The organism is Ruegeria sp. Alg231-54, assembly GCF_900143525.1.
GTDB lineage: Bacteria > Pseudomonadota > Alphaproteobacteria > Rhodobacterales > Rhodobacteraceae > Ruegeria.
Genome location: NZ_FREZ01000008.1, coordinates 103,326 through 129,751 on the forward strand (window position 1 = coordinate 103,326; position 26,426 = coordinate 129,751).

28 protein-coding genes and 1 riboswitch are annotated in these 26,426 nt (G+C 57.2%); of the genes, 21 read left to right on the forward strand and 7 right to left on the reverse strand.

The features are described 5' to 3' along the window. Nucleotides 1-16: 16 nt before the first annotated feature. Nucleotides 17-940, reverse strand: coding sequence for a hypothetical protein (locus DHN12_RS15055; RefSeq protein ID WP_373455761.1), 924 nt, complete (start codon nt 938-940; stop codon nt 17-19). A gap of 60 nt (nt 941-1,000) precedes the next feature. Between DHN12_RS15055 and miaB the strand changes: the two genes are divergently transcribed. The 11 genes from miaB (at nt 1,001) to cmk (ending at nt 12,297) form a co-directional block, all read left to right on the forward strand. Continuing rightward, entirely contained in the window at nt 1,001-2,320 is a 1,320-nt protein-coding gene (miaB, locus tag DHN12_RS15060; RefSeq protein WP_058273157.1) for a tRNA (N6-isopentenyl adenosine(37)-C2)-methylthiotransferase MiaB, read from the forward strand. A 217-nt stretch (nt 2,321-2,537) separates the two neighbouring features. After that, entirely contained in the window at nt 2,538-3,269 is a 732-nt protein-coding gene (locus tag DHN12_RS15065; protein WP_234416651.1) for an outer membrane protein, read from the forward strand. 154 nt (nt 3,270-3,423) lie between these two features. Next, entirely contained in the window at nt 3,424-4,446 is a 1,023-nt protein-coding gene (locus DHN12_RS15070; protein ID WP_108860953.1) for a PhoH family protein, read from the forward strand. Between the two features lie 39 nt (nt 4,447-4,485). Then, complete coding sequence (ybeY, locus tag DHN12_RS15075; RefSeq protein ID WP_108860954.1) at nt 4,486-4,980, forward strand: rRNA maturation RNase YbeY; 495 nt, start codon at nt 4,486-4,488, stop codon at nt 4,978-4,980. Between the two features lie 36 nt (nt 4,981-5,016). Next, nucleotides 5,017-5,904, forward strand: a complete 888-nt coding sequence (locus DHN12_RS15080; protein ID WP_108860955.1) for a hemolysin family protein — start codon at nt 5,017-5,019, stop codon at nt 5,902-5,904. Continuing rightward, the gene (gene lnt / locus DHN12_RS15085) at nt 5,901-7,394 is read left to right on the forward strand and encodes an apolipoprotein N-acyltransferase (RefSeq protein WP_108860956.1); all 1,494 of its coding nucleotides are present in this window, start codon (nt 5,901-5,903) and stop codon (nt 7,392-7,394) included. The genes DHN12_RS15080 and lnt overlap by 4 nt, the downstream gene beginning before the upstream one ends. A gap of 45 nt (nt 7,395-7,439) precedes the next feature. Then, nucleotides 7,440-7,488, forward strand: a riboswitch (SAM-SAH riboswitch). 5 nt (nt 7,489-7,493) lie between these two features. Then, nucleotides 7,494-8,675, forward strand: coding sequence for a methionine adenosyltransferase (metK, locus tag DHN12_RS15090; RefSeq protein WP_108860957.1), 1,182 nt, complete (start codon nt 7,494-7,496; stop codon nt 8,673-8,675). Nucleotides 8,676-8,700: 25 nt separating this feature from the next. Continuing rightward, on the forward strand, nt 8,701-9,507 hold the full coding sequence (locus DHN12_RS15095) for a sulfotransferase domain-containing protein (protein WP_234416652.1): 807 nt from the start codon (nt 8,701-8,703) through the stop codon (nt 9,505-9,507). A gap of 35 nt (nt 9,508-9,542) precedes the next feature. After that, complete coding sequence (locus DHN12_RS15100; protein WP_108860959.1) at nt 9,543-10,244, forward strand: tRNA (guanosine(46)-N(7))-methyltransferase TrmB; 702 nt, start codon at nt 9,543-9,545, stop codon at nt 10,242-10,244. Nucleotides 10,245-10,312: 68 nt separating this feature from the next. After that, the gene (gene aroA / locus DHN12_RS15105) at nt 10,313-11,665 is read left to right on the forward strand and encodes a 3-phosphoshikimate 1-carboxyvinyltransferase (protein WP_108860960.1); all 1,353 of its coding nucleotides are present in this window, start codon (nt 10,313-10,315) and stop codon (nt 11,663-11,665) included. A gap of 5 nt (nt 11,666-11,670) precedes the next feature. After that, nucleotides 11,671-12,297 (forward strand): (d)CMP kinase, encoded by a 627-nt coding sequence (cmk, locus tag DHN12_RS15110; RefSeq protein ID WP_108860961.1) that lies wholly within the window; start codon nt 11,671-11,673, stop codon nt 12,295-12,297. 29 nt (nt 12,298-12,326) lie between these two features. On the opposite strand, the gene DHN12_RS15115 is transcribed toward cmk, so the two are convergent. Beyond that, a complete protein-coding gene (locus DHN12_RS15115; RefSeq protein WP_108860962.1) occupies nt 12,327-12,806 on the reverse strand; it encodes a YHS domain-containing (seleno)protein in 480 nt (159 codons plus the stop codon). 217 nt (nt 12,807-13,023) lie between these two features. On the opposite strand from DHN12_RS15115, the gene DHN12_RS15120 reads away from it, so the two are divergent. Both DHN12_RS15120 and DHN12_RS15125 read left to right on the forward strand, forming a co-directional pair. Continuing rightward, nucleotides 13,024-13,548: a hypothetical protein gene (locus DHN12_RS15120; protein ID WP_108860963.1), complete on the forward strand. Its 525-nt coding sequence runs from the start codon at nt 13,024-13,026 to the stop codon at nt 13,546-13,548. Between the two features lie 328 nt (nt 13,549-13,876). Beyond that, complete coding sequence (locus DHN12_RS15125) at nt 13,877-15,565, forward strand: tryptophan halogenase family protein (protein ID WP_108860964.1); 1,689 nt, start codon at nt 13,877-13,879, stop codon at nt 15,563-15,565. Between the two features lie 95 nt (nt 15,566-15,660). Here the strand turns inward: DHN12_RS15125 and DHN12_RS15130 are convergent, their stop codons facing one another. Next, the gene (locus DHN12_RS15130; RefSeq protein WP_108860965.1) at nt 15,661-17,136 is read right to left on the reverse strand and encodes a sulfatase-like hydrolase/transferase; all 1,476 of its coding nucleotides are present in this window, start codon (nt 17,134-17,136) and stop codon (nt 15,661-15,663) included. A gap of 215 nt (nt 17,137-17,351) precedes the next feature. Here DHN12_RS15130 and DHN12_RS15135 point away from each other — a divergent pair, with 215 nt between their 5' ends. From DHN12_RS15135 to DHN12_RS15170, 8 genes are all read left to right on the forward strand, one after another. Then, nucleotides 17,352-17,627, forward strand: a complete 276-nt coding sequence (locus DHN12_RS15135) for a DUF6525 family protein (protein ID WP_234416653.1) — start codon at nt 17,352-17,354, stop codon at nt 17,625-17,627. A gap of 248 nt (nt 17,628-17,875) precedes the next feature. Continuing rightward, on the forward strand, nt 17,876-19,552 hold the full coding sequence (gene rpsA, locus DHN12_RS15140; RefSeq protein WP_058279471.1) for a 30S ribosomal protein S1: 1,677 nt from the start codon (nt 17,876-17,878) through the stop codon (nt 19,550-19,552). 271 nt (nt 19,553-19,823) lie between these two features. After that, a complete protein-coding gene (gene ihfB, locus DHN12_RS15145) occupies nt 19,824-20,108 on the forward strand; it encodes an integration host factor subunit beta (RefSeq protein WP_037310872.1) in 285 nt (94 codons plus the stop codon). 7 nt (nt 20,109-20,115) lie between these two features. Beyond that, the gene (locus tag DHN12_RS15150; protein ID WP_058279540.1) at nt 20,116-20,466 is read left to right on the forward strand and encodes a lipopolysaccharide assembly protein LapA domain-containing protein; all 351 of its coding nucleotides are present in this window, start codon (nt 20,116-20,118) and stop codon (nt 20,464-20,466) included. 9 nt (nt 20,467-20,475) lie between these two features. Then, the gene (locus DHN12_RS15155; protein ID WP_108860966.1) at nt 20,476-21,117 is read left to right on the forward strand and encodes a phosphoribosylanthranilate isomerase; all 642 of its coding nucleotides are present in this window, start codon (nt 20,476-20,478) and stop codon (nt 21,115-21,117) included. 46 nt (nt 21,118-21,163) lie between these two features. Beyond that, the gene (locus tag DHN12_RS15160; RefSeq protein WP_108860967.1) at nt 21,164-21,499 is read left to right on the forward strand and encodes a DUF3291 domain-containing protein; all 336 of its coding nucleotides are present in this window, start codon (nt 21,164-21,166) and stop codon (nt 21,497-21,499) included. Nucleotides 21,500-21,566: 67 nt separating this feature from the next. Beyond that, nucleotides 21,567-22,814 carry a tryptophan synthase subunit beta gene (trpB, locus tag DHN12_RS15165; RefSeq protein ID WP_108860968.1) on the forward strand — a complete coding sequence of 416 codons (1,248 nt, stop codon included), beginning with the start codon at nt 21,567-21,569 and terminating at the stop codon, nt 22,812-22,814. 50 nt (nt 22,815-22,864) lie between these two features. After that, nucleotides 22,865-23,488: a class I SAM-dependent methyltransferase gene (locus tag DHN12_RS15170; RefSeq protein ID WP_108860969.1), complete on the forward strand. Its 624-nt coding sequence runs from the start codon at nt 22,865-22,867 to the stop codon at nt 23,486-23,488. A 31-nt stretch (nt 23,489-23,519) separates the two neighbouring features. Here DHN12_RS15170 and DHN12_RS15175 read toward each other — a convergent pair whose 3' ends face one another. The 4 genes from DHN12_RS15175 to pth all read right to left on the reverse strand — a co-directional run bounded on the left by DHN12_RS15175 (nt 23,520) and on the right by pth (nt 26,239). Continuing rightward, nucleotides 23,520-23,840 (reverse strand): antibiotic biosynthesis monooxygenase, encoded by a 321-nt coding sequence (locus tag DHN12_RS15175; protein ID WP_108860970.1) that lies wholly within the window; start codon nt 23,838-23,840, stop codon nt 23,520-23,522. 85 nt (nt 23,841-23,925) lie between these two features. Beyond that, nucleotides 23,926-24,303: a DUF2237 family protein gene (locus DHN12_RS15180; protein ID WP_108860971.1), complete on the reverse strand. Its 378-nt coding sequence runs from the start codon at nt 24,301-24,303 to the stop codon at nt 23,926-23,928. Between the two features lie 9 nt (nt 24,304-24,312). After that, nucleotides 24,313-25,476: a serine hydrolase gene (locus DHN12_RS15185; protein WP_108860972.1), complete on the reverse strand. Its 1,164-nt coding sequence runs from the start codon at nt 25,474-25,476 to the stop codon at nt 24,313-24,315. 82 nt (nt 25,477-25,558) lie between these two features. Beyond that, the gene (gene pth / locus DHN12_RS15190; protein ID WP_108860973.1) at nt 25,559-26,239 is read right to left on the reverse strand and encodes an aminoacyl-tRNA hydrolase; all 681 of its coding nucleotides are present in this window, start codon (nt 26,237-26,239) and stop codon (nt 25,559-25,561) included. Nucleotides 26,240-26,426: the final 187 nt, after the last annotated feature.

Below are 26,426 nucleotides of genomic sequence, written 5' to 3' on the forward strand. Positions count from 1 at the left end.
AGGCCATTGTGGCGGGTCAGAACCACTGGCCCGTTTCGATCAACCCCATCTCAAGCAACTGATTTGACGACCATTCGAACGGGATCGAATTGCGCCAGCGGAATGTCGGAATGTCAAAAGTAGATCCTGCGTTGGTTTTTAAGGCTTTCGCCGCCCGGAACGAGCACACCGCAGCCGTTAGGTTGTGGTGCCACGGGCAGGAATACGTGTTGTATTCTTCGTCGTTAAACGTGTGATCCGGTCGCAATGACAATCCTTGTTTGGATTTGAACAGGGCAATCCGATCAATTCGGCGGCTTTGTGCGGGAACGTGTTCTTCGAACCGCCATCGCAAGCCACCAGACATATCCAGCTGGCGTTCCTTCGGGTGCTTTATTGAATCCAGCCGCGCCTGGGCGAAATATCCGGTGCGATCCATCATTGCGTGTTCAGGTGCGACGCCGTTCGGGAATTCGTTCAGATCCTCGGCATAAAGATCGACAACATGACTCAGCATCGAGTCGCGGCGCTCTTCGGTATGAAACGCCAGCATCTCTCCGATTGTGCGCGTCTCACAAAAGGGAAAAAAGAGGTACTCGGCGTTGAAGCAGTAATACATCCACAAACTTGGCGCCGCCTGAATGATCTTGTTGATCGTCTCAAACACGACGGTGCGCGGGACGCAGCTGAGAGAGACGCGGTGAACTCGGTCCTCAAGTTCGGCGTCCAGCGCAAATTCCTGCGGCATGAACACGATCAAGGACTTGAAGCCCAGATTCAGATGGTGACGGATGGTGCTATCAGTTTCGACGTCATCTTCGACAAAAACCAATGCGAGGGGTCCCTTTGCCAAAGCGGCCTTGCCCGTTTGCAGGAAAGAGTCGAGAGATTCGTATTGCATTGCCCGTCCGCTGCCGCCTTGCTGGAGTTTCGGGTCAAAATCGGGTAATCGCGTCGCCATTGCAAGCGGCGTTCGTAGGGTATAGACGACGCCGATCCCGCGAATGCAAAGGCCGTTTTCATGTCAGAACCCAAAAAGCTGTACATCAAGACCTATGGTTGCCAGATGAACGTATACGACAGCGAGCGTATGGCGGAAACACTGGGCGGTCAGGGTTACGTGGAAACCAAAAGCCCCGATGATGCGGATATGATCCTGCTGAACACCTGCCATATTCGGGAAAAAGCTGCGGAAAAAATCTATTCCGAGCTTGGCCGGTTCAAAGGTTTGAAGACTGAAAAGCCCGACCTCAAGATCGGCGTTGCGGGATGTGTTGCACAGGCAGAAGGCGAAGAGATTATGCGCCGCCAGCCAATTGTTGACCTTGTTGTCGGTCCGCAAAGCTATCACCGCCTGCCCGAGATGGAGGCGAAGACGCGCACCGGTGCCAAGGCGCTGGACACGGAATTCCCCGAAGAAGACAAATTCGAGAAACTTAAAAACCGTCCCAAGGCAAAACGCGGACCGACCGCATTTCTGACGGTGCAGGAAGGCTGCGACAAGTTCTGTGCCTTCTGCGTGGTGCCGTATACGCGCGGTGCCGAAGTCAGCCGTCCCGCCGATCGTATCCTGCGCGAGGCGAACGATCTGGTCGAACGCGGGGTGCGCGAAATCACTCTGCTGGGGCAGAACGTCAACGCCTATCACGGCGCTGGTCCGAATGGGGACATGACGCTGGCCGGCCTGATCTGGGAGCTGAACAAGGTCGACGGGCTGGAGCGGATCCGTTTCACCACTTCACACCCCAACGACATGGCCGATGACCTGATCGAGGCGCACGGGACGTGCGACAAGCTGATGCCTTATCTGCATCTGCCGGTTCAGTCGGGTTCGGATCGTATCCTCAAGCGAATGAACCGCAGCCACACAGCCGAGAGCTATCTGCGCCTGATCGAGCGTATACGTGCCGCGCGTCCGGATATTGTGATGTCCGGCGATTTTATTGTCGGCTTCCCTGAAGAGACCGAAGAGGATTTTCAGGCCACCATGGATTTGGTGGAAGAGGTCAAATACGGATATGCCTATTCGTTCAAATACTCGACCCGCCCCGGAACACCGGCGGCTGAGCGGTCTCAGGTTGATCCTAAGGCTGCGGACGACCGTCTGCAGCGGCTTCAGGGTCTGATTACCCGTCACCAACGCGAGATTCAGGACGCGATGGTTGGCCGGGACGTGAAAGTGCTGTTTGAAAAACCGGGTCGTCTGCCAGGTCAGATGGTCGGAAAATCCGAGTATCTTCATTCGGTTCACGTGTCTGACGCTGATGTTGCGGTGGGCGAATTGCGCGATGTTCGGATTATGTCCTCGGGTGCAAATTCATTGGCGGGCGCGTTGCGGTAACGCGTCCGTTATTTGGATTTTGGAAACCATACGGTTTTGTTAATTCCAAATTTACCCTTGATTTATTACTCGGAATTATGTTCCGAGAAAAATCAGGTTGCTCAGGAGGCGAGTGTTTTGCGCCTTTGGGAAACCTCATCTCTTGCTGGCGGGATGAGCAGGTCGGTGAATGGAAAGGGTACGAGTGAAGACTTTGAAACGTTTATCAGGGCGGCTGTTGAAATCCGTCCTTACCACCGCGATCACTATTTCGGTGCCTCCCGGTGTGACCGCTGCAGGCAATCTGGATCAAGGTCTTTCTGACCCTCCTGTCGTCAACCCAAAACGGTTCGGCAGTGACGTCAGCGCCTTTTACCTCGGTGCTACGGGCGCGTACGCTTTCGGGGGCGACGATCGATTTGGACTGACTGGACCCGGCGGAACCTCGGAAGTGGGCGACCTGGACCTGAGCGGTTCGTTGGGTGGCGTGCGTGCCGGGTGGCGCGGCGTTTTGCCTGCGCGCGGCGGGCGCGACTATGTTTACGGGTTTGAGCTTGGGTACGAGTTCGGCTCGCTTAGCGATGACGCCTCCAACCAGATCAACGGCCAGACGGTCACGGGCGGGTCCGAAATATCGGACGTGTTCTCGATTCGGCTGCGCAATGGCCTGACCAATAAAAGCGGTACAGTGTTGTATTTTGTGTCGGCTGGATATGTGAATGGCGACATCAACACAACAAGCAGACAGGCCGTCCAGGGGGGCTCTCAATTCTTCGAAAGTGGCGGCCGACGCAGCGGCTTTACCGCCAGCATCGGGGCCGAACATAACCTGACCGAACACTGGTCGATCACGGGTGAGTTCGAATACGTTCAGTTCAGCGCTGAAAACGTGGATTTCCGCAATGGAACCTCAACCAGATCGACACCGAAGTATCGTGGTCTGAAGCTGGGTTTGAACTATCGGTTCTGACACGCCGACTAAAACAGCGGCGCCAACAGGTACCGCGCACGGGCCGGGCGCATTGGCGGTTTTGCCATTTGGGCGGAAAAAATGAAACTGTGGCTTGCGCCCACCAAGACTTCCTGTCTACGCTCAAGGTGAAACGCCAAGACAGGAGAGCGGATTGGCCATCGGTGCCCTAAACCCACCGCAAGATGAAATGCCTCAGCGCGAAGCGTTTGTTGAGTTTCCAGACAACCGATTGTTAATAGACCTGTGCGGGGAATATGACCGCAATCTGACAGATATTGAGCAAAAGCTCTCAGTTCAGATCGTGCGCCGCGGGAATCAGCTGGCCGTGATGGGTGACGAAGACGCCCAGAAGCAGGCCATCGAGGTTTTGCAGGCGCTATACACGCGCTTGGAAGGCGGACGTGACGTCGAAGCGGCCGATGTGGACCGCGAGCTGCGAATGGGTGGCTCGGAGACGGGAACCGGCAGCCGCGACGGTGACCAGCTCGAAATGTTCAGAGGCGGTACAGTTGAAATCAAGACGCGCAAGAAACTGGTCGAGCCGCGCACAGATGCGCAAAAGGCATACGTCCAGTCCTTGTTCAACAATGAGCTGGCCTTCGGTATTGGCCCTGCCGGTACGGGTAAGACCTATCTTGCCGTAGCCGCTGGCGTATCGATGTTTATCGGCGGCCATGTAGATCGGATCATTCTCAGCCGCCCTGCAGTCGAAGCTGGCGAAAAGCTGGGCTATCTGCCCGGTGACATGAAGGACAAGGTCGATCCTTACATGCAGCCGCTTTACGACGCATTGAATGACTTTCTTCCCGGAAAGCAGCTAGCCAAGCTGATCGAAGAAAAGCGAATCGAAATAGCGCCGCTGGCCTTCATGCGGGGGCGTACGCTGGCGAATGCGTTTGTTGTGCTGGACGAAGCTCAGAACGCCACGACGATGCAGATGAAAATGTTCCTGACACGTCTGGGTGAAGGAAGCCGAATGGTGATCACCGGTGACCGCTCTCAGGTTGACCTGCCGCGCGGTGTTCAGTCAGGGCTGGCCGATGCCGAGCGTTTGTTGAATACGATACCAAACATCAGCTTCAACTACTTCACGTCCAAGGATGTTGTGCGCCACCCGCTTGTGGCCGCCATTATCGAAGCGTATGAGGCCGACTCGGGCCGCGAGAAAGCATAGTCGTCCCGGTTGCGGCCACAGGGCTTTGGACACGGTGAGATGAATCTGGAAGTGACGATCGAAGATGCGCGCTGGCAACAGCTTGAACCATTGGCTGCGCGCGCGATAAAGGCTGTTTTGGACTTTTGCGATCTGGACGCCGAGCTGTGCGAAGTTAGCCTGCTGGCCTGCGATGATGCGCGAATTGCTGATCTGAACGCGGAATTTAGGGAAAAGCCCACGCCGACCAATGTGCTGAGTTGGCCAGCCGAAGATCTGACCGCTGACGAAGCGGGGCAGAGACCTGCCCGACCCACGCCAGACTTTACGGGCGAAATCGCGCTGGGCGACATTGCGATATCTTTCGATACTTGCGCCCGCGAAGCAGCCGACGCCAGCAAAACTATGGACGATCACGTCACGCATCTGATCATTCACGGAGTGTTGCACTTGCTGGGCTATGACCACATCCGTGACCCCGACGCCACTTTGATGGAAGGGGTCGAGGTCGAGATACTTGGCAAAATGGGTATAGATGACCCATATAGTATGTAATAGTGGCCGCATTGGCCGATCATTTGGAACAGGATTATGGGCGATACAGACGGCAGTTCTATGGCGGCGCAGAGCGCGCAACCGAAGGACAGCGGTGAAAATGCCAGCAAAAATGCTGGCTTCTTTTCTCGAATAGTGGACGCGTTCTCGCCGCAGAGCGACGAAGAGGTCAGCGCGACCAATGGACATGAGGTCGACATGGTTCAGCCTCGCGGCATGATCAACCTGCGGCGAATGCGGGTCGAAGATGTGGCTATTCCCACGGCGGAAATCGTGTCCGTGCCCTCGACAATCAGCAAGGATGAGCTGGCCCAGGTTTTCCGCGACAGCGGCCTGTCCCGTATTCCCGTCTACGAGGGAACGCTTGATACGCCTTTGGGGTTTGTACACCTGAAGGATTTTGCGCTTACGCACGGATTTAACGGTACAGGGTCAGAGTTCGATCTGGTCTCGATGCTGCGCACTTTGCTGTTTGTACCGCCATCGATGCCGATTGGCGTGTTGTTGACGAAGATGCAGACCGAACGCCGCCATATGGCGCTGGTGATTGACGAATACGGCGGTGTTGACGGTCTTGTGTCGATCGAGGACCTGATCGAACAGGTGGTCGGTGAGATTGCGGATGAGCACGATGCCGACGAAGGCCAGCTTTGGATACAGGAAAAGCCCGGCTACTATGTCGTGCAAGCCCGCGTCCCCTTGGAGGAATTCGAGGCCGAGATAGGGCGTTCTCTGACAAGTCACGAAGACGTGGACGAGGAAGAGATCGACACATTGGGCGGATTGGTCTTCATGCTGTCTGGTCGCGTCCCAGCACGGGGCGAGGTCGTATTGCATCCCGAAGGTCCCGAGTTCGAGGTGATCGACGCCGACCCGCGCCGGATCAAACGTCTGCGTGTCATGTTGCCGGATCGCGTTGAATGAACCCTGCACAGGGCTGGCCGTTTTGGTTGCGGTTAATATCCGCAGCTCTGCTGGGCGCGGTCGCGGCGTTTGGGCTTGCTCCGTTCGGCTTTTGGCTGGCAACAGTGATCGCACTGATCTTGCTGTCGCCTCTGTTTCTTACGGCTGAGACGCGGGCGAGGGCGGCGTGGTTGGGCTGGGCCTTTGCGACTGGGTATTTTGCGCATGCGCTCAGTTGGATTGTCGAACCGTTCCTTGTTGATGTCCAGCGTCACGGATGGATGGCGCCTTTTGCCCTAACATTCATGGCAGGCGGCCTCGCGCTGTTTTGGGCGCTAGCTTTTTGGCTGGTGCGGCGTCCCGACAACGATGGCGTATCACAGGCCGTGTTTCTGGCGATTTCAATCTCACTGCTGGAATTTGCCCGAGGCTATGTTCTGACGGGGTTTCCCTGGGCGGCGCTGGCGCAGGTCTGGGTGGACACACAGGGCGCACAGCTTTTGTCTCTGTTCGGGCCATATGGGCTGGGCGCGGCGACTTTGCTGGCGACTTTGCCGCTTGGGGCCGCGCTGTCGCAGCGCGATGGCTACGTGGTTCCGTTCGGCCTGACCGTTGGAGCCACGTGTTTAACATTGATTTATGGCGCGTCGCGCCCGGCTGTTACAGACACTGACAATGTTGTTCGCCTCATTCAACCAAATGCGCCCCAGCATCAGAAATGGGATCCGGATTACGCCCCGCTGTTTTTTGCCCGTCAATTGGAGTTCACGGCGGCGGCCCCGCGACCCGATCTGATTGTCTGGCCGGAAACCTCGGTTCCTGCATGGCTGGGCAGTGCGCAGCCTTATCTGACCGCGATCGCCGATGCCGCGCAGAGGGCGCCCGTATTTCTTGGTATTCAGAGAGGGGACGGCCCGCGCATTTACAATTCGATGATCTATCTGGATGAAGATGGCCGGCAGCAGGGACTTTATGACAAGCATCACCTGGCACCCTTTGGGGAATACGTGCCATTTGGTGACATCTTGGCCCAGTTCGGAGTTTACGGAATGGCTGCCACCACTGGCAATGGCTTTAGTGCCGGATCGGGTGCGGCACTGATGGACGCTGGCAAACTGGGGAAGGCGTTACCCCTTATCTGCTATGAGGCGGTATTTACCCAGGACGTCTTGTCTGCACCTGGTCGTGCCGACTTTCTGCTGCAGATCACCAATGATGCGTGGTTCGGAACGCGATCGGGGCCGTATCAGCATCTGGCTCAGGCGCAAATGCGCGCCATCGAGCAAGGGTTGCCGATGATGCGGTCGGCCAATACTGGAGTGTCGGCGATGATTGACCCGCTGGGCCGGGTGACCGAGGCATTGCCTCTGGGGCAGGCCGGTTTTGTCGATGCGACATTGCCCAAGGCGCTGGATCCGACTGTGTACGCCCGGCTGGGTGATGCACCGGTCTTTGTCGCGCTGTTGGCGCTCTATGCGCTGCTTTCACGCAACGCTAGAAAACAGCAATAGTATTTTCGGATTGACGCTGTGTTTCTTGATGCGTATCCCGTTGCATGCTCATTACAACGGCTTCCTGACGTGATGGGATAATCTTAATGGAGCACTTTCATGTCCCGACAGAACTACACATTTACTTCGGAGTCTGTTTCCGAAGGGCACCCGGATAAGGTTTGCGACCGGATTTCCGATGCCGTACTTGACGCATTTCTGAATGAAGAACCCGAAGCGCGCGTGGCGTGCGAAACCTTTGCTACGACCGACCGGGTCGTCATCGGTGGCGAAGTAGGTCTGACTGATCAGGAAAAGCTGCACGACTACATGGGCCGCATCGACGAGATTGCGCGCGCCTGCATCAAAGACATCGGATACGAGCAGGACAAGTTCCACCACGAAACCGTCGAGGTAACGAACCTGCTGCACGAACAGTCCGCACATATCGCCCAAGGTGTGGATGCCGCCGCAGACAAGGACGAAGGTGCCGGTGACCAAGGCATCATGTTCGGTTATGCGACCACGGAAACGCCTGCGCTGATGCCGGCACCGATCCAGTATTCACACGCGATCCTGCGCCGACTTGCCGAAGTGCGCAAGAATGGCAGCGAACCCGCGCTGGGTCCTGATGCCAAGTCGCAATTGTCGGTCGTTTACCGTGACGGCAAACCTGTGGGTGTCAGCTCGATCGTATTGTCGACACAACACCTGGACGAAGCGCTGAGTTCCGCCGACATCCGCGCGATTGTTGAGCCTTACATCCGTGAAACACTGCCCGAAGGGTGGTTGAGCGACGAAACCGAGTGGCACGTGAACCCCACTGGCAAATTCGTGATCGGTGGCCCGGATGGTGACGCAGGTCTGACCGGGCGCAAGATCATCGTAGACACTTATGGTGGCGCAGCCCCGCACGGCGGCGGCGCGTTCTCGGGTAAGGACCCGACCAAGGTGGACCGTTCGGCCGCGTATGCCGCGCGTTACCTAGCCAAGAATGTTGTGGCCGCCGGAATGGCAGAACGCTGCACGATCCAGCTAAGCTATGCGATTGGTGTGTCCAAGCCGCTGTCTATCTATGCCGACACTCACGGCACTGGTGAAATCCCGGACGCAGAAATCGAAAAGGCTGTTGGTCAGGTCATGGATCTAACCCCGCGCGGTATCCGGCAGCACCTGCAGATGAACAAGCCTATCTATCAGCGCACGGCGGCCTATGGTCACTTCGGGCGTGAACCCGAAGCCGACGGTGGCTTTAGCTGGGAGCGGACGAATCTGGTCGACGCGTTGAAATCAGCGGTTTAAGATACGACCGTTATCCCAGAGGCAGTTGGAGGCACCGATGGGCCTTAAACGCCTCGTCAAGAACTGGAAAGACAAACAAGTGGAAGCCATCCTCGCTGAGGACGGCTTTCGCAGATGTAGTGCTGAGGCTGTTCAGCCGATTGATGTCGCCTTCGTCGGATGGCCCAAATCTGGCAACAGCTGGTGCCAGTTTATAGTCGCAAACCTATACTACGGTGTCGACACTTCGATCGCGTCGGACAAAATTGTACAAGATCTGGTTCCGGATGTTCACAGGTCTCGATTCGTCAGGCGGTACTCCGAACAGATGATTGTGAAATCCCACAATCTGCCTCAGCCAAATTTCAGAAAGGTTATTCATCTTGTTCGCGACGGGCGCGACGCGATGGTGTCATATTATCATTTCAGAAAGGCACTGGGGTTCAAAGGTACGCTGAACGAATTGATGGATGAAAACAGTGACGTTTACTCTACCTGGTGGGGCCACGCAGCAGCTTGGAACGACAATAAGTTCAACGCCGAAAAAATGCTGCTGCGGTATGAAGATCTGCTTGACGATGCCGAAAATCAAATTGCGCGAATAGCTGACTTCATCGGTGCTGACGCAACCGCTACGCGCGCTTCGGAAATTGCGGCTCAGACGACTTTTTCGGTTCTCAAAGACAAAGAGAAAAAACATGGTTTGGAGAACAAAGATTGGCCAAAAGACAAGCAGTTCTTCCGTCGCGGGAAAGTGGGTTCGTTTCAGGATGAAATGAGCGTTGATGATGCAAAACGTTTTGAAGATCGAGCAGGCGATCAACTGATTGGCTTTGGATACGCGTTGTCGTAAGGGGTGTGCGCTCTGCCAAGTTTGGAAAACAGCTCATGATACCCGATCGCCCGCGCAGAAACTTCTATGGCCGCTTCAAGGGAAAAACCCTGAAGCCCAGCCAAAAGACGTATCTGAACGAAGACCTTGATGCACTGTCACCGGGTGCGGTGGATTGGGAAACCAATCCCGAACGCCATCCGCTGGATCTGAACGCTCTGTTCGATGGCAGGGACGTCTGGCTTGAGGTCGGCTTTGGTGGGGGTGAGCATCTTGTGCACCAGGCTGCCAGCAACCCCGATATCGGCATTATTGGGGCCGAACCGTATATCAACGGCGTCGCTATGCTCTTGGGTAAGATTCGTCAGGCCGGGGTCGAAAATTTGGCGGTGCATCCGGGCGATGTGCGCGATCTGTTCGATGTTCTGCCGGAGGCCAGCATCTCACGCGCTTTCCTACTTTATCCTGATCCCTGGCCAAAAACACGGCACCATCGGCGCCGTTTTGTGACGCAGGAACATCTGGAGCCTTTGGCCCGTGCCCTTAAGCCGGGGTCTATTTTCCGCGTTGCTACGGACATTCCCGACTATGTGCGCCAGACGTTGGAAGAAGTGCCACGCGCCTGGTTCGAATGGCTGGCCGAGCGCCCCGCCGACTGGCGCGAGCCGTGGGATGACTGGATTTCCACCCGCTATGAACAGAAAGCCCTGCGTGAAGGCCGTACGCCACACTACCTGACCTTCCGCCGCAAAGACTGATTGCGGCTGGACCAACCGGCCCCAATTCGCTAATCCGCCTTGAACTGATAGCGAAAACAGGAGCCCCCATGTCCGGACACGGCACGCCCATCCCGATGACCTCGCATCCCTGCGGCCCGCTGACCGGAACGGCAGAGGTGCCCGGTGACAAATCTATTTCGCACCGGTCGCTGATCTTGGGCGCGATGGCCGTGGGCGAGACCCGGATCTCTGGCCTGTTGGAAGGCGAAGATGTTCTGGACACCGCCAAGGCCATGCGCGCCTTCGGGGCCGAAGTCACCGATCACGGTGGCGGCGAATGGACCGTGCACGGCGTGGGCGTCGGTGGCTTTGCTGAACCCGATCAGGTGATCGATTGCGGCAACTCGGGCACCGGCGTTCGGCTGATCATGGGCGCCATGGCGACCTGTCCGATTTCGGCGACTTTTACGGGCGACGCGAGCCTAAACAAACGCCCCATGGCGAGGGTCACAGATCCGCTGGCGCTGTTTGGAACGCAATCGGTGGGCCGTTCAGGGGGGCGCTTGCCGATGACTATCGTTGGCGCGGCTGACTCCACGCCGGTGCGCTACGAGGTACCCGTGCCTTCCGCCCAGGTAAAATCTGCGGTGCTGCTGGCTGGCCTCAATGCCCCCGGCAAAACTGTGGTGATCGAGAAAGAGGCCACACGCGACCATTCCGAGCGGATGCTGGCGGGCTTTGGTGCGGAAATCACTGTTGAGGACACTGATGAGGGCCGGGTTATCACTCTGACCGGTCGCCCCGAGTTGAAACCGCAGGTCATCGCCGTGCCACGCGACCCGTCCAGCGCGGCCTTTCCGGTCTGCGCGGCGCTGCTCACGCCGGGGTCGGACGTTTTGGTGCCGGGCATCGGTCTGAACCCCACCCGTGCGGGGTTGTTCACTACGCTGCGCGAGATGGGTGCAGACCTGACCTATGAGAATGAGCGCGAAGAGGGCGGCGAACCTGTCGCCGATCTGCGCGCAAAGTACTCGCCGGATATGAAGGGGATCGATGTTCCACCGGAACGCGCGGCCTCGATGATTGATGAATACCCGGTTTTGTCCGTGATTGCGGCAAATGCCACCGGTGTCACGATGATGGGCGGGGTAAAAGAACTGCGCGTAAAGGAAAGCGACCGGATCGACGCAATGGCCCGGGGCCTGCGCGCCAATGGTGTAACTGTCGAAGAAGGTGATGAATGGTGGTCGGTTGAAGGGCTGGGCATCGGCAACGTCCCCGGTGGCGGCACCTGCGAAAGCTTTCTGGACCACCGGATCGCCATGTCGTTCATGATTTTGGGGATGGGGGCCAAAAAGGGTGTAACCGTCGACGATGCGGGCCCGATCGCCACCTCGTTCCCGGTTTTTGAACCTTTGATGGCCACGTTGGGTGCGAAGTTGCAGCGTAATAATCGGTAGGTTTGATGTCAGATTCGCAGTTCACAATCGCCATTGACGGGCCTGCGGCGGCGGGCAAGGGCACGATCTCAAAAGCGGTCGCGGCCCGGTTTGGCTTCGCGCATCTGGACACCGGGCTTTTGTACCGCGCGGTCGGCAGGCGGACTTTGCAGGGACTGGAGCCGATTGCGGCAGCGCACGCCCTGACCGCCGAAGAGTTGGAGCAGGGCGATTTGCGCACGGCCGAGATTGCGCAAGCAGCCTCAAAAGTTGCCGTGATCCCCGAGGTTCGGGCCGCGTTGGTTGACTTCCAGCGGGCGTTTGCGCGCCGCAGCGGGGGCGCGGTGCTGGATGGTCGCGACATCGGTACTGTGATTTGCCCCGAGGCCGAGGTGAAACTGTTCGTCACCGCCAGCCCTGAAGTTCGGGCCGAGCGTCGGTTCCTTGAGCTCATCGCGAAGGGGAATGATATCTCGCGTGAACAGGTGCTGTCGGACGTAAAAGAGCGCGACGCGCGGGACACGGAACGCAGCACTGCGCCGATGAAGCCAGCAGAGGATGCAGTCCTGCTGGACACGTCAGATTTGAGCGTCGAAGCCGCGTTGGAAAAAGCTATCAAGGTCATTGAAGCAAAAAAGCCCGCACGGTCGTAACCGTGCAGGCCTTGGTCTTTTTGGCCAGATTACAGTTCTCCGACCGCGATGCTTTTGATCTTGGACCACTGATTGTCAGCGGTTTCGGATGTGGCAGAAACATCTTCAAGGAACGCCGCGCGAGTATCTGCGTTCAGGAACAGATAAAGCTTTCCGTCAGCCACCAGGTATTGATCCGGATCGCCGTCGAATTTTTTGCCGACAGAAACGCCGAACGAACAGAACCCGCCATGTTGTGGCAGGTAGGCCGCCGGGTTGGCCTCGAACGCTTCGCGGTTGGCGGCGCTGGTGAAGTAATAAGATGCACCGTCATAAGTGGCCGAGTGGGTGGCAAAGCCATCGACCGGGTTGCCGTCGTTAACGAGAGTCACCAGATCGACCCCATGCGCGGCAAGCGGCGCACCGGCGGCAGAAATACCGTTTGATACGTTGATCTCATCCGCAGCAAAGGCCGGGGCTGCGATCAGGGGCAATGTGGCGATCAGGGTGGCAAGAACGAGAGACTTCATTTGTGTTTCCTTTCGGTTCAGTATCCGGCCAGCAGGTCTGCCAGCCGCTGAACCAAAGCTAGGAACTCGGTTCTGAACGAGCTATCGCAGAAAGCCCTGAGTATCTTGCAGATCGTTCAAAGCTGTCGGTGCCTTCGAAATACTGTTCACCAAGCTTTGTTTGGTCAGGTCTGCGCCTCGACCCTATTGTCGGTCTATAGCCTGCAGGAGCGATGCCATGATCCGACTAGCCTTATTGATGATTTTCCTTGCCGGAGGTGCATTGGCTCAAGAGACGGCTGAGCCGGAACCCCCAATGACGTATGAGCGGTTGGGAAAGATCATCTTTGCGCTCGATCCTGACGCGAAACCGTTTGGACCGGGGTTTGAGCTGAAGGTTGGGGACGTAACGGTGCTGGTCGTTACGGATATCAATGCGGACCGGATGCGGGCCATGGTCGCGATTGGCAGCGCCGAAGATTTGTCGCCCGCTGACCTTGAACGCGTGATGCAGGCGAATTTTGACAGTACGCTGGACGCGCGTTACGCTCTTGCGAACGGTATCTTGTGGGCTGCGTACATCCATCCGCTATCGCGGCTGGACAAGAACCAGCTGATCTCGGGGCTGGCCCAGACAGTGAACATCGCCAAGACCTATGGCACCCTGTACACCGGTGGTGCGGCGGAGTTCGAAGGGGGCGACAGCCAGGATCTGCAGCGCGATCTGATCGAAGAACTTTTGAAAAAAGGTGAGGAAATCTGACACGCGCCCGGGAATTGCGTTTGCTCTGATTTCAAGTTGCCGCGCAGAAGCTGCGGTGTATCGGCGGCCCGGTTTGCCTTGAACGCTTTGCGGTTATGTGTGCTGCCCTGGGCCAGGGGGCGAGTGACCGTGCGTCGGGGTGGGTGACCGTGCGTCGCTTTGCCCGAAGAAGGATCGTGCATTCAGTTCAGAGCCTCCAAGACCCTAGCTGGATGCAGGAAACCTGCTATGCTTTGCCCATGCCAGAAGGGAAGGCTGCCATACAATCCTCAAAAACAAAAAGGGGAAGCAGCCAAAAAATCCCTCAAGCCAACAGGGACAGAACAATATGAATAATCGTTTGCGTAAAATCACTATCGTGGGTGGTGGCACGGCGGGTTGGATGACCGCGCTGATCTTGGACATGGTGTTGTCACGCACTTCAGCCCCCAAGGATCGCCCGCGCATCTGCCTGATCGAAAGCCCCAATATCGCCACCGTTGGCGTAGGTGAGGCCACGGTGCCGCGCATGCCGGTCACGCTGCGTCAGGCGGGCATTTCCGAGCGGGATTTTTTCCGCGAGACCAATGCGTCGTTCAAGCTGGGCGTGAAGTTCTGCAATTGGAACAAGGACGCAAAGGGCAATCGCATCGACTACGTGAACCCTTTTGCCCACGGTCAGTTGTTGGAAGGATTGGAAGCCGCCGAATACTTCTTGCGCTTTGGCAATGGCGATCGGGACTTTACGCAATCCATCTCGCCGCATGACGATCTGGCCCGCCTGTGCAAGGGCGGGCGACCGCTGGGTCAGCCCGAGTTCGAGCAACGGTTTGGCTATGCATATCATCTGGACGCTGTGAAATTTGCGGGCATGCTGACCAAGGTCTGCACCAAGCGCGGGGTGGAGCACATTCAGGATGAGGTGCAGGCAGTTGAGCTGGATGAAAAGGGCAATGTCAGCCATCTGATGTTAGAGCGTAAGGGCCGCCACGACATCGAGATGGTCATAGATTGCACCGGGTTCCGCGGTTTGATCATCAACAAAGCACTGGGTGAGCCGTTTATGGATTACTCGGATTACCTGCCCAACGACCGCGCCATGGCGTTGCAGATTGAACATCCCGACCCAGAGAAAATCGAAAGCGTCACCCGGTCTACCGCGCTGGGTGCCGGTTGGACATGGCGGGTGCCGCTCTACAATCGTGTGGGCACGGGCTACGTTTATTCATCGGCGCATCGCACGGATGATCAGGCGGCAGATGAATATCTCGAATGGCTAGGCGACAGCGGCAAAGGTTTGACACCGCGCGTGATCCCGATGCGCATCGGGCGCGTGCGCAATGCCTGGGTCAAGAACTGTCTGGCAATCGGTTTGTCTGGCGGGTTCATTGAACCGTTGGAAAGTACCGCAATCCATATGGTTGATCATGCGGTACGCTGGTTCGCAGAACACCTGCCTACACGCGACATCGAACCATCGCTGCGGGCAAGATATAACCGGCAAATGAACAAGATGTATGACGAGGTCCTGGATTTCATCTGTCTGCACTATCGCCTGGGCAACCGCACGGATGATCAATATTGGATCGATGCGCGGACAGAGATGAAGATACCGGATCGTTTGGCCGAAAACCTGGAATTGTGGCAGCACCGCCTGCCCATGGAACACGATATCGAGTTCGCCACACTGTTTAATTTCCGCGTTTATCAGACGGTTCTTTTGGGCAAGCAGGTCTATGACACCGGCTATGGGGCTGGCATCCGTGATCGTCTGCGGCCGTTGAAGAAACCGATTTGGTTCCAGTGGTGGAAGGGCGCGAAGGTGGATCTTGCGCAGATCCTCAAGGCGATGCCGGATCACAAAACACTGCTGCGCGATATCCGAGGAGAGCTGGAGCAACCCCCAGCCTTTGGTATGGCGGCTGCGATGCAACCGACCGTCGCGATGCCGGGCGAACAACTTGCACCCGTGGCAATCCAGAACATGCCGAACCTTGCCGAAATCCAAAGCGGCAAGAAGGACCTGCAACTGTTCTAGAAGGTCCTAGCGCTCCGCGCAGCTTTGCGGTGGTGGCAGCATTGAACTGCGCTGCGCGGACCGAGGACCCACTGGAGAAATGCAAAATACCTGCGTTAAAGCGCGGGTCCTTCACGCAGCTTTTCCTGCTCGGACGGGGTCGGCGTGTGATTGAAGACAAAGGCCGTGCGGCAGGCTTCTTCTCCGCCTAGGTCTTCGATTTTCTTGCGTTGATCGGCAAAGGCGCGGGAGTTGACCTCTTCGGGGTCGCAGATTTCGCGCAGACGGCGTTCCCCTTCGACCAGCGCAGTCTGAACCTGCGGGTCATTTACCCGATCCAGCGCGCGGTTGGTCTGTTCTTGAGGATCGGTTGACAGGTCGAACAATTGCGGGGGCTGTCCGACATAATAGACGTATTTCCATTCGCCCCATCGCACCATGAAACTGCCGGTTTTTGACCCACCATCGTGGTATTCGCTGAAGCCGGTTCGGTCGGGGTCGTCCGGCGCATTTGCCAACTCGATCAGAGACAAGCCGGGTTGACCCGCGTTGCCGTCGTCGGCTTCGACGCCGCAGACGTCCCGGGCGGTTGCGGCGATATCGATCAGATTGGTACATGTGGTGACGCGTCGCCCCGACGGGATACCCGGGCCGGCCGCGATCATCGGAATTCCTGCACTGGCCTCATACATCACCTGTTTGGTCCAAAACCCCTGATCCCCCATCATGTCACCGTGGTCCGAGACATAGATCACGACCGTATTCTCGGCCTGACCACTGTCGGACAAGGCTTTCAGGATGCGCCCCACGCAATCGTCCATCAATGAGGTCAGACCATAATAAGCCGCTTTCGCCTCACGCATTTTCTGTTCGTCGAAATAGTCCTCATAGTTGAAGAACGCGGCGATGTTGCGCAGCTCTTCATGATCGGGCAGCCCTTTGCCATACCCGACCGGCAAATCCATATGAGCTGGATCGTAAAGGTCGTACCATTCCTTGGGGCAGGTCAGGGGATAGTGTGGGCTGACCAGCGACACAAATGCTACCCAGGGTTTTCCCTGGCGGGTGGGATCGGCCAGCCAGGTCTCGGCTGCTGCGGTAATGTCCCGATCGTAATCGGTGTAGGTGCTGGGCCCGACGCCCACATCGCCCGCGAGCTCGGATGCCGAATCATAGTCTGGTGGGTTTTCGCGCAAAAGCCCAACGGCCCAGCCGACACCTCCGACCACGTGCATCGGCAAGACTTCCTGCGAGAAGCCATTGTCGTCTTCGTTGGACCTGAAATGCAGTTTTCCAATAGAGACGACTTCGCCCCCGGCATCGCGCACCTGCCGCATCCAGCTGCGCGGTTGCCCGTCATAGGGTGTTGCGCTGTCCCAGTTTCCTGTTGTGTGAACCCAGTCTCCGGTCGCAAGCGCCGCCCGTGTGGGTACGCACATGGGTGAGGGCGTGTAGGCGGACTGAAACATCGTGCCGCGCGCGGCCAGTGCATCCAGATTGGGCGTTTTGACAATCGGATGGCCAGCGCATCCCATCGCGTCTTTGCGGTGTTCGTCTGAAATGATGACGAGAAAGTTCAGGTCTTGACGCATGAGATCCTCCGACTTTTTCAAAGCTTTGCAATTGGCGCTGACTTTGCTGTTCGAAACGCGACATTCTTCGCAGGATTCGGGAAATGCGCCTAACGAGAGCGGTTGCATTCGGATATCAATAATGTAATAACATAGCAAAATGATCGAGCGAGCATGGCGATATCCACTGACGCCTGAAAGCCTAGGTTCGCGCGCGCCGATGAAAGGAGCGCAAAATGACTGACCGCCGAAAGAACCGAAACCCGCGCAGCCGGATCAAACGCCGCCGGCGGACGGGATCGCCAATGCAGGCCTATGACGCGTTGCCTGCCGAATTGCGATTGTGGCTTGCCTCGGCTTGTTTGCCGTGGAGCCCGGCCTCGGCGCTGCGCATTTGGCATAAAGTAGGCGGCGCGCATGATCCCGATGATGCCTATTCGCAATTGAATGCGTTTGAGCAATCCATGCTGCAACGGGACGGATGCGTCTGGGACAAGGCGCTGCGGGTGTGACGGGGTTCGATGCCCTGTATATTAAGGCTTTCCTCTTGCACATGTCGGGAATTCCGCATATACGCGCGCTGTCAACACAAGGGCGGTCAACGTCTGGATGACGTTACTGAGCAGGGCCGGGTAACCTCGGCCCTTTGTGTTTGTTTGCTCAGCGGCGCACCGGGTCACGTCCGATGACACCATGAAACAAGACCGGCGGAGACAACCGCTCGGCCAGTAAAAACGTATGTAAAGGAAAACACTGCCAGATGGCTGATACAACCATGGAGGAATTCGAAGCCCTCCTGAACGAAAGCTTCGAAATGGACACGCCCGAAGAGGGTTCTGTTGTCAAAGGCAAGGTACTGGCGATCGAAGCCGGCCAAGCCATCATCGACGTTGGCTACAAAATGGAAGGCCGCGTTGATCTGAAAGAATTCGCGAATCCCGGCGAAGCTCCTGAAATCGCTGTTGGTGACGAGGTAGAAGTCTACCTGCGCGCCGCAGAAAACGCCCGTGGCGAAGCCGTTATCTCGCGCGAGATGGCCCGCCGTGAAGAGGCATGGGACCGTCTGGAAAAAGCATATGCCGACGACCAACGCGTCGAAGGTGCAATCTTTGGCCGCGTCAAGGGTGGCTTCACCGTCGATCTGGGTGGCGCAGTTGCGTTCCTGCCCGGTTCGCAGGTTGACGTCCGCCCCGTACGCGACGCTGGCCCGCTGATGGGCCTGAAGCAGCCGTTCCAGATTCTGAAAATGGACCGCCGTCGTGGCAACATCGTTGTTTCGCGCCGTGCAATCTTGGAAGAATCGCGTGCCGAACAGCGTGCCGAAGTCATTGGCAACTTGACCGAAGGTCAGACCGTCGAAGGCGTGGTCAAGAACATCACCGAATACGGTGCGTTTGTTGACCTGGGCGGCGTTGATGGCCTGCTGCACGTCACCGACATGGCATGGCGTCGTGTGAATCACCCGTCCGAGATCCTGACGATCGGCGAAACCATTAAGGTTCAGGTCATCAAGATCAACAAAGAGACCCACCGCATCAGCTTGGGCATGAAGCAGCTGCAGGAAGATCCATGGGATCTGGTTGCTGCCAAGTATCCGCTGAGCTCGGTCCATCAGGGTCGCGTCACCAACATCACCGACTACGGCGCGTTCGTCGAGCTGGAAGCCGGTGTCGAAGGTCTGGTGCACGTGTCCGAGATGTCCTGGACCAAGAAAAACGTCCACCCCGGCAAGATCGTTTCGACCAGCCAGGAAGTCGACGTCATGGTTCTGGAAATCGACGGCGCCAAGCGTCGCGTGTCTCTGGGCCTGAAGCAGACCATGCGCAACCCGTGGGAAGTGTTTGCAGAAACACACCCCGAGGGCACCGAAGTCGAAGGCGAAGTCAAGAACATCACCGAATTTGGTCTGTTCATTGGCCTCGAAGGCGACATCGACGGCATGGTTCACCTGTCCGACCTGTCGTGGGACGAACGTGGCGAAGATGCGATCCAGAACTACCGCAAAGGCGACATGGTTTCGGCCGTTGTCTCGGAAGTTGACGTGGAAAAAGAGCGTATCTCGCTGTCGATCAAAGCCCTGGGTGGTGACAAGTTCGCAGAAGCCGTTGGCGGCGTGAAGCGCGGTTCGATCATCACTGTCGAAGTCACTGCGATCGAAGATGGCGGCATCGAGGTGGAATACGAAGGCATGAAGTCCTTCATCCGTCGTTCCGACCTGTCGCGTGACCGTGCAGAGCAGCGCCCCGAGCGTTTCTCGGTTAACGACAAGATCGACGTCCGCGTCACCAATGTCGACAGCAAGACTCGCCGTCTGGGTCTGTCGATCAAGGCACGTGAGATCGCCGAAGAGAAAGAGGCCGTGGAACAGTACGGTTCTTCCGACTCGGGCGCATCGCTGGGCGATATCCTGGGTGCAGCGCTGAAATCCGGCGACTAAGCTCAGGCTGGATTTTCAGCCGAATTTACGGCCCCGTGCAGACGCGCGGGGCCGTTTTTGTTGCGAATCAATATGTTCCAAAATTTGGGCTTATTACGGCCGTCGTTCACGCTTTAAGAGCGGATTTTGCCTGAACAAGCAAAAAATCGCGCGACTTTGCTGTAAAATGAATGCTTTGCACACAGAGTTTACGTTCCCCCGATCACGGTTTTTTCCTATACTGTCCAGAAGTATAGACATGGCTAACCGGTCGCCTGGGAGGGTAACACTCATGATCCGTTCAGAACTGATTCAGAAAATCGCCGACGAAAACCCGCATCTCTATCAGCGTGATGTCGAGCGGATTGTGAATACCGTGTTCGAAGAAGTGACAGATGCCATGGCGCGTGGCGACCGTGTTGAACTGCGCGGCTTCGGTGCGTTCTCGGTCAAACAACGGGATGCGCGTGTTGGCCGCAATCCTCGTACGGGTGAGACCGTGCAGGTCGAAGAAAAATGTGTTCCATTCTTCAAAACTGGCAAGTTGCTAAGGGACCGATTGAACGGTAAAGCCTGACACCATGATGCGTTACCTTCGATATGCTTTCCTGGCGATCCTCGGGATCGTTCTTGTGTCAATCTCGCTGGCCAATCGCCAGATGGTCGAGTTGAAACTGATGCCGGATGCCCTGGCCGAGTTGCTGGGGCTCAATTTCTCAACGTCTTTGCCATTGTTCATCGTGGTGCTGGGCGGCGTCGTGGCCGGTTTGATCATCGGCTTCCTGTGGGAATGGCTGCGCGAGCACAAACACCGCCGCGATGCCTCGACCAAGACCGGAGAAGTGCGCAAGCTTGAGCGTGAGGTCAAGAAGCTCAAGAAAAAGCAGAACGAGGGCAAGGACGACGTTCTGGCTCTGCTGGACGAAGCCAGCTAAGGCACTTTTATGACGAACGTAGCTGTTAAAATCTGCGGGCTGACCGCACCTGATCATGTGCGCGCTGCGGCTGACGCTGGCGCGCGATATGTCGGGTTTGTCTTCTTCCAAAAATCGCCACGGCATCTGGGCATTGATGAAGCCGCGTCATTGGCACAGCTGGTGCCGGCAGGCGTGGCAAAGGTTGCCCTAACCGTGAATGCGACGGACGCTGAACTGGACCGCGTCGTCGCAAGCGTGCCCTTGGACATGTTGCAACTGCACGGCAAAGAAACACCGCAGCGTGTTTCTGAGGTTCGCGACAGGTTTGGCTTGCCGGTGATGAAAGCAATCGGCATCGCCGAGGCTGAGGATCTGAGCGCGATTGATTTGTATTCTGAAGTGGCTGATCAATTGCTGATCGACGCGAAGCCGCCGCGCACCTCCGAACTGCCGGGCGGCAATGGGCTTGCCTTTGACTGGAGATTGCTCGCAGGCCGGAAATACTGGCGAAAGCCGTGGATGCTGGCCGGGGGACTTACCCCGGACAACGTTGCCGAGGCGATCCGGATGACCGGTGCAAAACAAGTCGATGTGTCTTCGGGTGTCGAAAGCGCGCCGGGAGTTAAAGATACCCTTAAGATTTCCGAATTCGTATCCGCCACTCATTGATCTGCATGCTGACCTCCCCCGTATATAACGCTGGGGAGGAACAAAGATGATTGCAGCGATTGGTGGGGTTTCCCTGCAACATTGGTACAACTCGCCAGAGTTCTTTTGGCGGGCCGGGCAAGCGTTGAAGCAGGCGCGAGGGGATCTATTATGCGAGCATGCGCAGATGTTCCCTCACGGTGGGCTCTACTTTTCACTCAGTGTTTGGCAAGACGCCGAGGCCATGCTGACATTTGCCCATTCGGGACCACACAGGCGCGTTCTTGAGGCATCGGACCGGTTGTCCATCACGCATGAGTTCCATCATTTCTCATGCATCGCGGTGCCGACCGAAGAACAGGCCCTGCGGATCTGGAAGCATCGATACAGGCCCGCGAAATGATACGTTTTGCCATGGCAAAACCTGGCAGCACCTCCTATGAACAACGGGTACGACGAGGGAGACACCCATGGCCAACGATCTTTTCAATTCCTTCATGTCCGGTCCCGACGAGCAAGGCCGGTTTGGCATCTTCGGCGGACGGTTTGTCAGCGAAACGCTGATGCCGCTGATCCTGTCGCTGGAAGAGGAATATGAGAAGGCCAAGGATGATCCGACCTTCTGGGCCGAGATGGACGATCTGTGGGCGAACTATGTTGGTCGACCTTCGCCGCTGTATTACGCAGAGCGCCTGACTGAGCATCTGGGCGGCGCGAAAATCTATCTGAAACGCGACGAACTGAACCACACCGGCGCCCACAAGATTAACAATGTTCTGGGCCAGATCATTTTGGCGCGGCGCATGGGCAAGACCCGAATTATTGCGGAAACCGGGGCAGGGCAACACGGCGTGGCCACCGCCACCGTCTGCGCCAAGTTTGGCCTTAAGTGCGTGGTCTACATGGGCGCGCATGACGTGCAGCGTCAGGCACCGAACGTCTTCCGTATGCGCCTGTTGGGTGCCGAAGTTATTCCGGTCACTTCAGGCCGTGGAACTCTTAAAGACGCGATGAACGACGCGCTGCGTGACTGGGTGACCAATGTACGTGATACGTTCTATTGCATCGGTACCGTGGCGGGCCCGCACCCGTATCCGGCGATGGTGCGTGATTTCCAGTCGATCATCGGCAAGGAAGCCAAGGAACAGATGCAAAAGGCCGAAGGCCGTTTGCCCGACACGCTTATCGCCGCCATCGGCGGTGGGTCGAATGCGATGGGCCTGTTCTACCCGTTCCTTGACGACAAGAGCGTCAACATCATCGGTGTCGAGGCTGGCGGCAAAGGCGTGAACGAAAAGATGGAACATTGTGCCTCGCTGACCGGCGGTCGTCCGGGTGTGCTGCACGGAAACCGTACCTACCTGCTGCAGGATGATGACGGCCAGATCCTTGAAGGCTATTCGATCTCGGCCGGTTTGGATTACCCTGGCATTGGACCCGAGCATTCCTGGCTGAATGACATCGGTCGCGCGAACTATGTCTCGATCACCGATAAAGAGGCGCTGGAAGCGTTCCAGCTGTGCTGTGCAACCGAAGGTATCATCCCTGCGTTGGAGCCCAGCCACGCGTTGGCGCATGTCATGAAGATTGCGCCCGAACTGCCCAAGGATCACCTGATTTGCATGAACATGTGCGGTCGCGGGGACAAGGACGTACAGACGGTCGCCAAGTACCTGAACTTTGATATGTCCGACACCGAAGGTCGTACGGCTGGCTAACAATTACCCGGGGCTTTGCGTCCCGGGTCTTTCATGCCACGCTGCGTGGTATGCAGGACGCGTCCAGTTCAGATAAAATCGCTCAAAAATACGATGCCGCGGCCCCCGGCTGGGCGGATAAGATGCGTCTGCTGGGCTATTTTGACGCCTATCTGGGGTTTCTGTCGATCGGTTCAGCAGATGATCTAGGCCGGAACGGGCTGGATGTGGGGTGCGGGACAGGCGCTTTTGCCGAGGCACGCGCGGTCATTCAGCCCGAAGCTCGGGTCACTCTGCTCGAGCCATCCGGGAAAATGCTGAACCAGGCCGAGGGTGCGCTGGGCCTAAGGGGCGTTACAACCCATACCGCGCGATCCCGGTTGGAGGATTTTCCACCAGCCCAGCCTTTTGATTGCGTTCTGGCAGCCCATGTCCTTGAACATTGCGATAACCCTACCGATGCCCTGCGCCACATGCGTAGGCAGGCCACGCCAGCGGCAAAGCTGTGGCTGGTCGTCAGCAAACCACACTGGTGCAACGCGATTATCTGGCTTCAATGGCGTCACCGGTCGTACAGACCGCAACAGGTGGCCAAGATGCTTAAGGAAGCGGGGTGGTTGTTGGAGGCGGAGCACAGTTTTCCAACTGGTCCGCCCTCGCGCACATCGCGCGGCTATCTGGCGCGCGCCGTGTAAACATCAATCCGGTGTTGGCGACATGGATTGATCAGTTCTGATGCAAAACCGTTTCGAACCCCTCGAACTGAGGTGGTCCCATCAGAGCCGACTGGGTATTGCCGTTGCCAGCGTTTTTGTGCGCATCCCGGAATTGTTGGGATTTGGTCCAGGCCTCGAAATCGCTGCGATTGTCCCAGATCACATGACTGGAATACAGCCGATACCCGTCGCCCTCGGGGCCCTTCAGAAGGCGGAACTCCTGAAATCTTTGCAGTTCTTTCAACCGGCTTTCGCGGTCTTTCCAAACGGATTCGAAATCGGCTTCGCTGCCCAAACGGACTTTGAAGCGGTTCATGGCGATAAAGCTCATAGCCTACCTCGTTTTTTGACGGTTTCGCGCTTGCTAAACAAAGTGTCGGCTGGCGGGTTTCTTTGATGTCTTTTTGCCCCTGAGGTCAATCAGGTTCGACGGCATTTTCGCGTAAGATTCCAATAGGGACGATGTCCAGCGCCCGCTGATGCGTGGCCTCCAGATCAACCTTGGGCGCGCAGCCTTCGTTATGGGCCTGCAGGAACCGACCGGCACACAGGCACCAGTTGTCGCCGGGCTTGAGACCGGGAAAATCGAACTCGGGGCGCGGTGTGCTGAGGTCATTGCCGACATATTTGGAATAGGCCAGAAACTCGGCCGTCATGACCGCGCAGACCGTGTGACTGCCCTGATCTTCGGCGCAGGTGTTACAAGCCCCGTCCCGAAAAAACCCGGTCTGTGGATCGCGGGAGCAGGGCGCAAGGACGCCCCCCAGAACGTTTATGCTGTCCAGTTTTTGCATGGGCACACCTTACAGGCTTTGGGCGATTGTGCGGAACATTTCTATGTTTGTTTCGTTGACGCCATCGTCACGGAATTTGCGATCAGCCCCGGTTGCGACGATAACAACACCGCGCGGTTGGTCGAAATAGATGTACTGACCATAAACGCCACGGGCCAGAAACTCGCCTTCATGCGCGCCGACGGGGATCCACCACTGGTAGCCATACCCGATCTCTCCGGCTTTGGTGGGCGCGCTGGGAAAAACGGATTCCGCAATCCATTCGGCGGGCACGATCTGCTGGCCATTATGCTCGCCGTTTTGCAGGATCATCTGTCCAAACCGGGCAAAGTCGCGAGTTGTGAAGTTCAACCCGCCCAAGACGAAAGCCACGCCAGCGCCGTCGGTTACGTAGTAGCCGTCGCGTTCAAGGCCCAGAGGTTCAATGATCTTTTCGGTCAGCAAGTCAGCCACAGACCGGTCCGTCGCACCGCGAACAATCATGCCGATAACGTGGGTGTCGATCGAGACATATTGCCATGTCTCGCCGGGCTCGACGAACGTTTCGTTCAGCGAGGCGGCAAAGTCATCCAGCTCCCCACCCAGGGCGACGACGCGACCCATTCGGTTGATGTCGGAGTTGTAGTCCAGATAGTCCTCGTCGAAGGTCACACCGCTGGCCATGTTCAGAACATTGCGGATCGTTGCGCCGTCATAGGCCGTCCCCTGCAGTTTCGGGGCGTATTTGACCACCGGATCGTCCAGCGAGTCGATGGCGCCTTCGGCCATCAGGATGCCGAACAGGGCGGACAGATAACTTTTGGCGACCGACCAGGATATCCGGCGATCCTCGGGGGCGGTTCCCAAATAGTATTCTTCGAACCTGATCTGCCCGTCCTGCATCACCAGCAAAGAGGTTACGACCCGGTCTTCGACCCATTTGTCCGTGCCCTCGGGCAGGTCAAAACCGGGGCCGTAGGGCAGTTCGAATGTCGCGCCTTCCCCTCTTGGCATGTCGACAGTCAGAAAGGCGTCATCCATGTGAGAGAAGTTGTGAATGATCTTTTCTTCGGAAAACAAAGAGTTCACGGCCATCAGGCGCTGAATCTCTTCGCGCTTCCAAACGCCAACGACTACCGCTGCCAGCACCAACATCAAAACGATGCGCAGCACCCATTTCATCAGGGTTCGCATATGTTACCTCCCGCTTTTGGTGTGCATTGGAGCGCGGACTGGCGCAGTTCGCAATTGAGACGTAGCGGCAACATCGTTGGCCTTACTTGAACTTGTCCATCAGTTTTTGCATGGCGGACCTGGTGTCCGCCTCGGGTTCAGGCGCCGCTGCAGGGACCGATTTCGAGGAGGCCGCAGCGGTTTTCGATGACCGTGGAGGCGCGGTGCGCAATGCGACCGCGTTCATGAATTTGCCACCATCGCCATCTGCCAAATGACCGGCACCGTCGGAAACCCCCCGCAAGACGTCTTCCAGCCAATCCGAATCTGCCTTGGCAAAGTCACCCAGGACATATGGTGAGACCAGTTCCTTACGGCCCGGATGCCCAATGCCCAGACGAACTCGATCATAGGCCGGGCTGATATGGTCATGGATCGACCGCAGACCGTTATGCCCGGCGTGACCTCCACCTGCTTTCGCACGCACCTTACCGGGCGCAAGATCCAGCTCGTCGTGAAAAACGGTCACATCGGTTGAGTCCAGCTTATAAAAGCGCATCGCCTCACCCACGGATTGACCCGAGCGGTTCATGAAGGTTTGTGGCTTGATCAGCAGCACCTTTTCCGAACCTAGTCGCCCTTCGGCGATTTCTGCCTGAAACTTTGATTTCCACGGGCCGAAACCGTGATCGTCGGCAATCCTGTCCAGTGCCATAAAGCCGATATTGTGCCGGTTCCGGGCATATTTCTGCCCCGGATTGCCCAGCCCGACAAAAAGTTTCATGGTTCTGCTCCGCGCGTCATTGTACGACTTGCTTCCTCATGCCCCGAATTGGATCGGAATTCCAGTGAGACTTCGTCTGCCATTGCCTGTCGCTAACAGCAGCAAGTGAGGCGCGCCTGGCCAGTAGGGCCGTGATTTCAACCTGCCTGAGCGAATGACGGTGCCGGCGGCAAGCAAGTGCGAAGAT

Coding starts and splice junctions, on each gene's coding strand:
- DHN12_RS15055 (WP_373455761.1), bottom strand. CDS start 940: ATGGCGACGCGATTACCCGATTTTGACCCGAAACTCCAGCAAGGCGGC.
- miaB (WP_058273157.1), top strand. CDS start 1,001: ATGTCAGAACCCAAAAAGCTGTACATCAAGACCTATGGTTGCCAGATG.
- ybeY (WP_108860954.1), top strand. CDS start 4,486: ATGAATCTGGAAGTGACGATCGAAGATGCGCGCTGGCAACAGCTTGAA.
- DHN12_RS15080 (WP_108860955.1), top strand. CDS start 5,017: ATGGGCGATACAGACGGCAGTTCTATGGCGGCGCAGAGCGCGCAACCG.
- lnt (WP_108860956.1), top strand. CDS start 5,901: ATGAACCCTGCACAGGGCTGGCCGTTTTGGTTGCGGTTAATATCCGCA.
- metK (WP_108860957.1), top strand. CDS start 7,494: ATGTCCCGACAGAACTACACATTTACTTCGGAGTCTGTTTCCGAAGGG.
- DHN12_RS15100 (WP_108860959.1), top strand. CDS start 9,543: ATGATACCCGATCGCCCGCGCAGAAACTTCTATGGCCGCTTCAAGGGA.
- aroA (WP_108860960.1), top strand. CDS start 10,313: ATGTCCGGACACGGCACGCCCATCCCGATGACCTCGCATCCCTGCGGC.
- cmk (WP_108860961.1), top strand. CDS start 11,671: ATGTCAGATTCGCAGTTCACAATCGCCATTGACGGGCCTGCGGCGGCG.
- DHN12_RS15115 (WP_108860962.1), bottom strand. CDS start 12,806: ATGAAGTCTCTCGTTCTTGCCACCCTGATCGCCACATTGCCCCTGATC.
- DHN12_RS15120 (WP_108860963.1), top strand. CDS start 13,024: ATGATCCGACTAGCCTTATTGATGATTTTCCTTGCCGGAGGTGCATTG.
- DHN12_RS15125 (WP_108860964.1), top strand. CDS start 13,877: ATGAATAATCGTTTGCGTAAAATCACTATCGTGGGTGGTGGCACGGCG.
- DHN12_RS15130 (WP_108860965.1), bottom strand. CDS start 17,136: ATGCGTCAAGACCTGAACTTTCTCGTCATCATTTCAGACGAACACCGC.
- DHN12_RS15135 (WP_234416653.1), top strand. CDS start 17,352: ATGACTGACCGCCGAAAGAACCGAAACCCGCGCAGCCGGATCAAACGC.
- rpsA (WP_058279471.1), top strand. CDS start 17,876: ATGGCTGATACAACCATGGAGGAATTCGAAGCCCTCCTGAACGAAAGC.
- ihfB (WP_037310872.1), top strand. CDS start 19,824: ATGATCCGTTCAGAACTGATTCAGAAAATCGCCGACGAAAACCCGCAT.
- DHN12_RS15150 (WP_058279540.1), top strand. CDS start 20,116: ATGCGTTACCTTCGATATGCTTTCCTGGCGATCCTCGGGATCGTTCTT.
- DHN12_RS15155 (WP_108860966.1), top strand. CDS start 20,476: ATGACGAACGTAGCTGTTAAAATCTGCGGGCTGACCGCACCTGATCAT.
- DHN12_RS15160 (WP_108860967.1), top strand. CDS start 21,164: ATGATTGCAGCGATTGGTGGGGTTTCCCTGCAACATTGGTACAACTCG.
- trpB (WP_108860968.1), top strand. CDS start 21,567: ATGGCCAACGATCTTTTCAATTCCTTCATGTCCGGTCCCGACGAGCAA.
- DHN12_RS15170 (WP_108860969.1), top strand. CDS start 22,865: ATGCAGGACGCGTCCAGTTCAGATAAAATCGCTCAAAAATACGATGCC.
- DHN12_RS15175 (WP_108860970.1), bottom strand. CDS start 23,840: ATGAGCTTTATCGCCATGAACCGCTTCAAAGTCCGTTTGGGCAGCGAA.
- DHN12_RS15180 (WP_108860971.1), bottom strand. CDS start 24,303: ATGCAAAAACTGGACAGCATAAACGTTCTGGGGGGCGTCCTTGCGCCC.
- DHN12_RS15185 (WP_108860972.1), bottom strand. CDS start 25,476: ATGCGAACCCTGATGAAATGGGTGCTGCGCATCGTTTTGATGTTGGTG.
- pth (WP_108860973.1), bottom strand. CDS start 26,239: ATGAAACTTTTTGTCGGGCTGGGCAATCCGGGGCAGAAATATGCCCGG.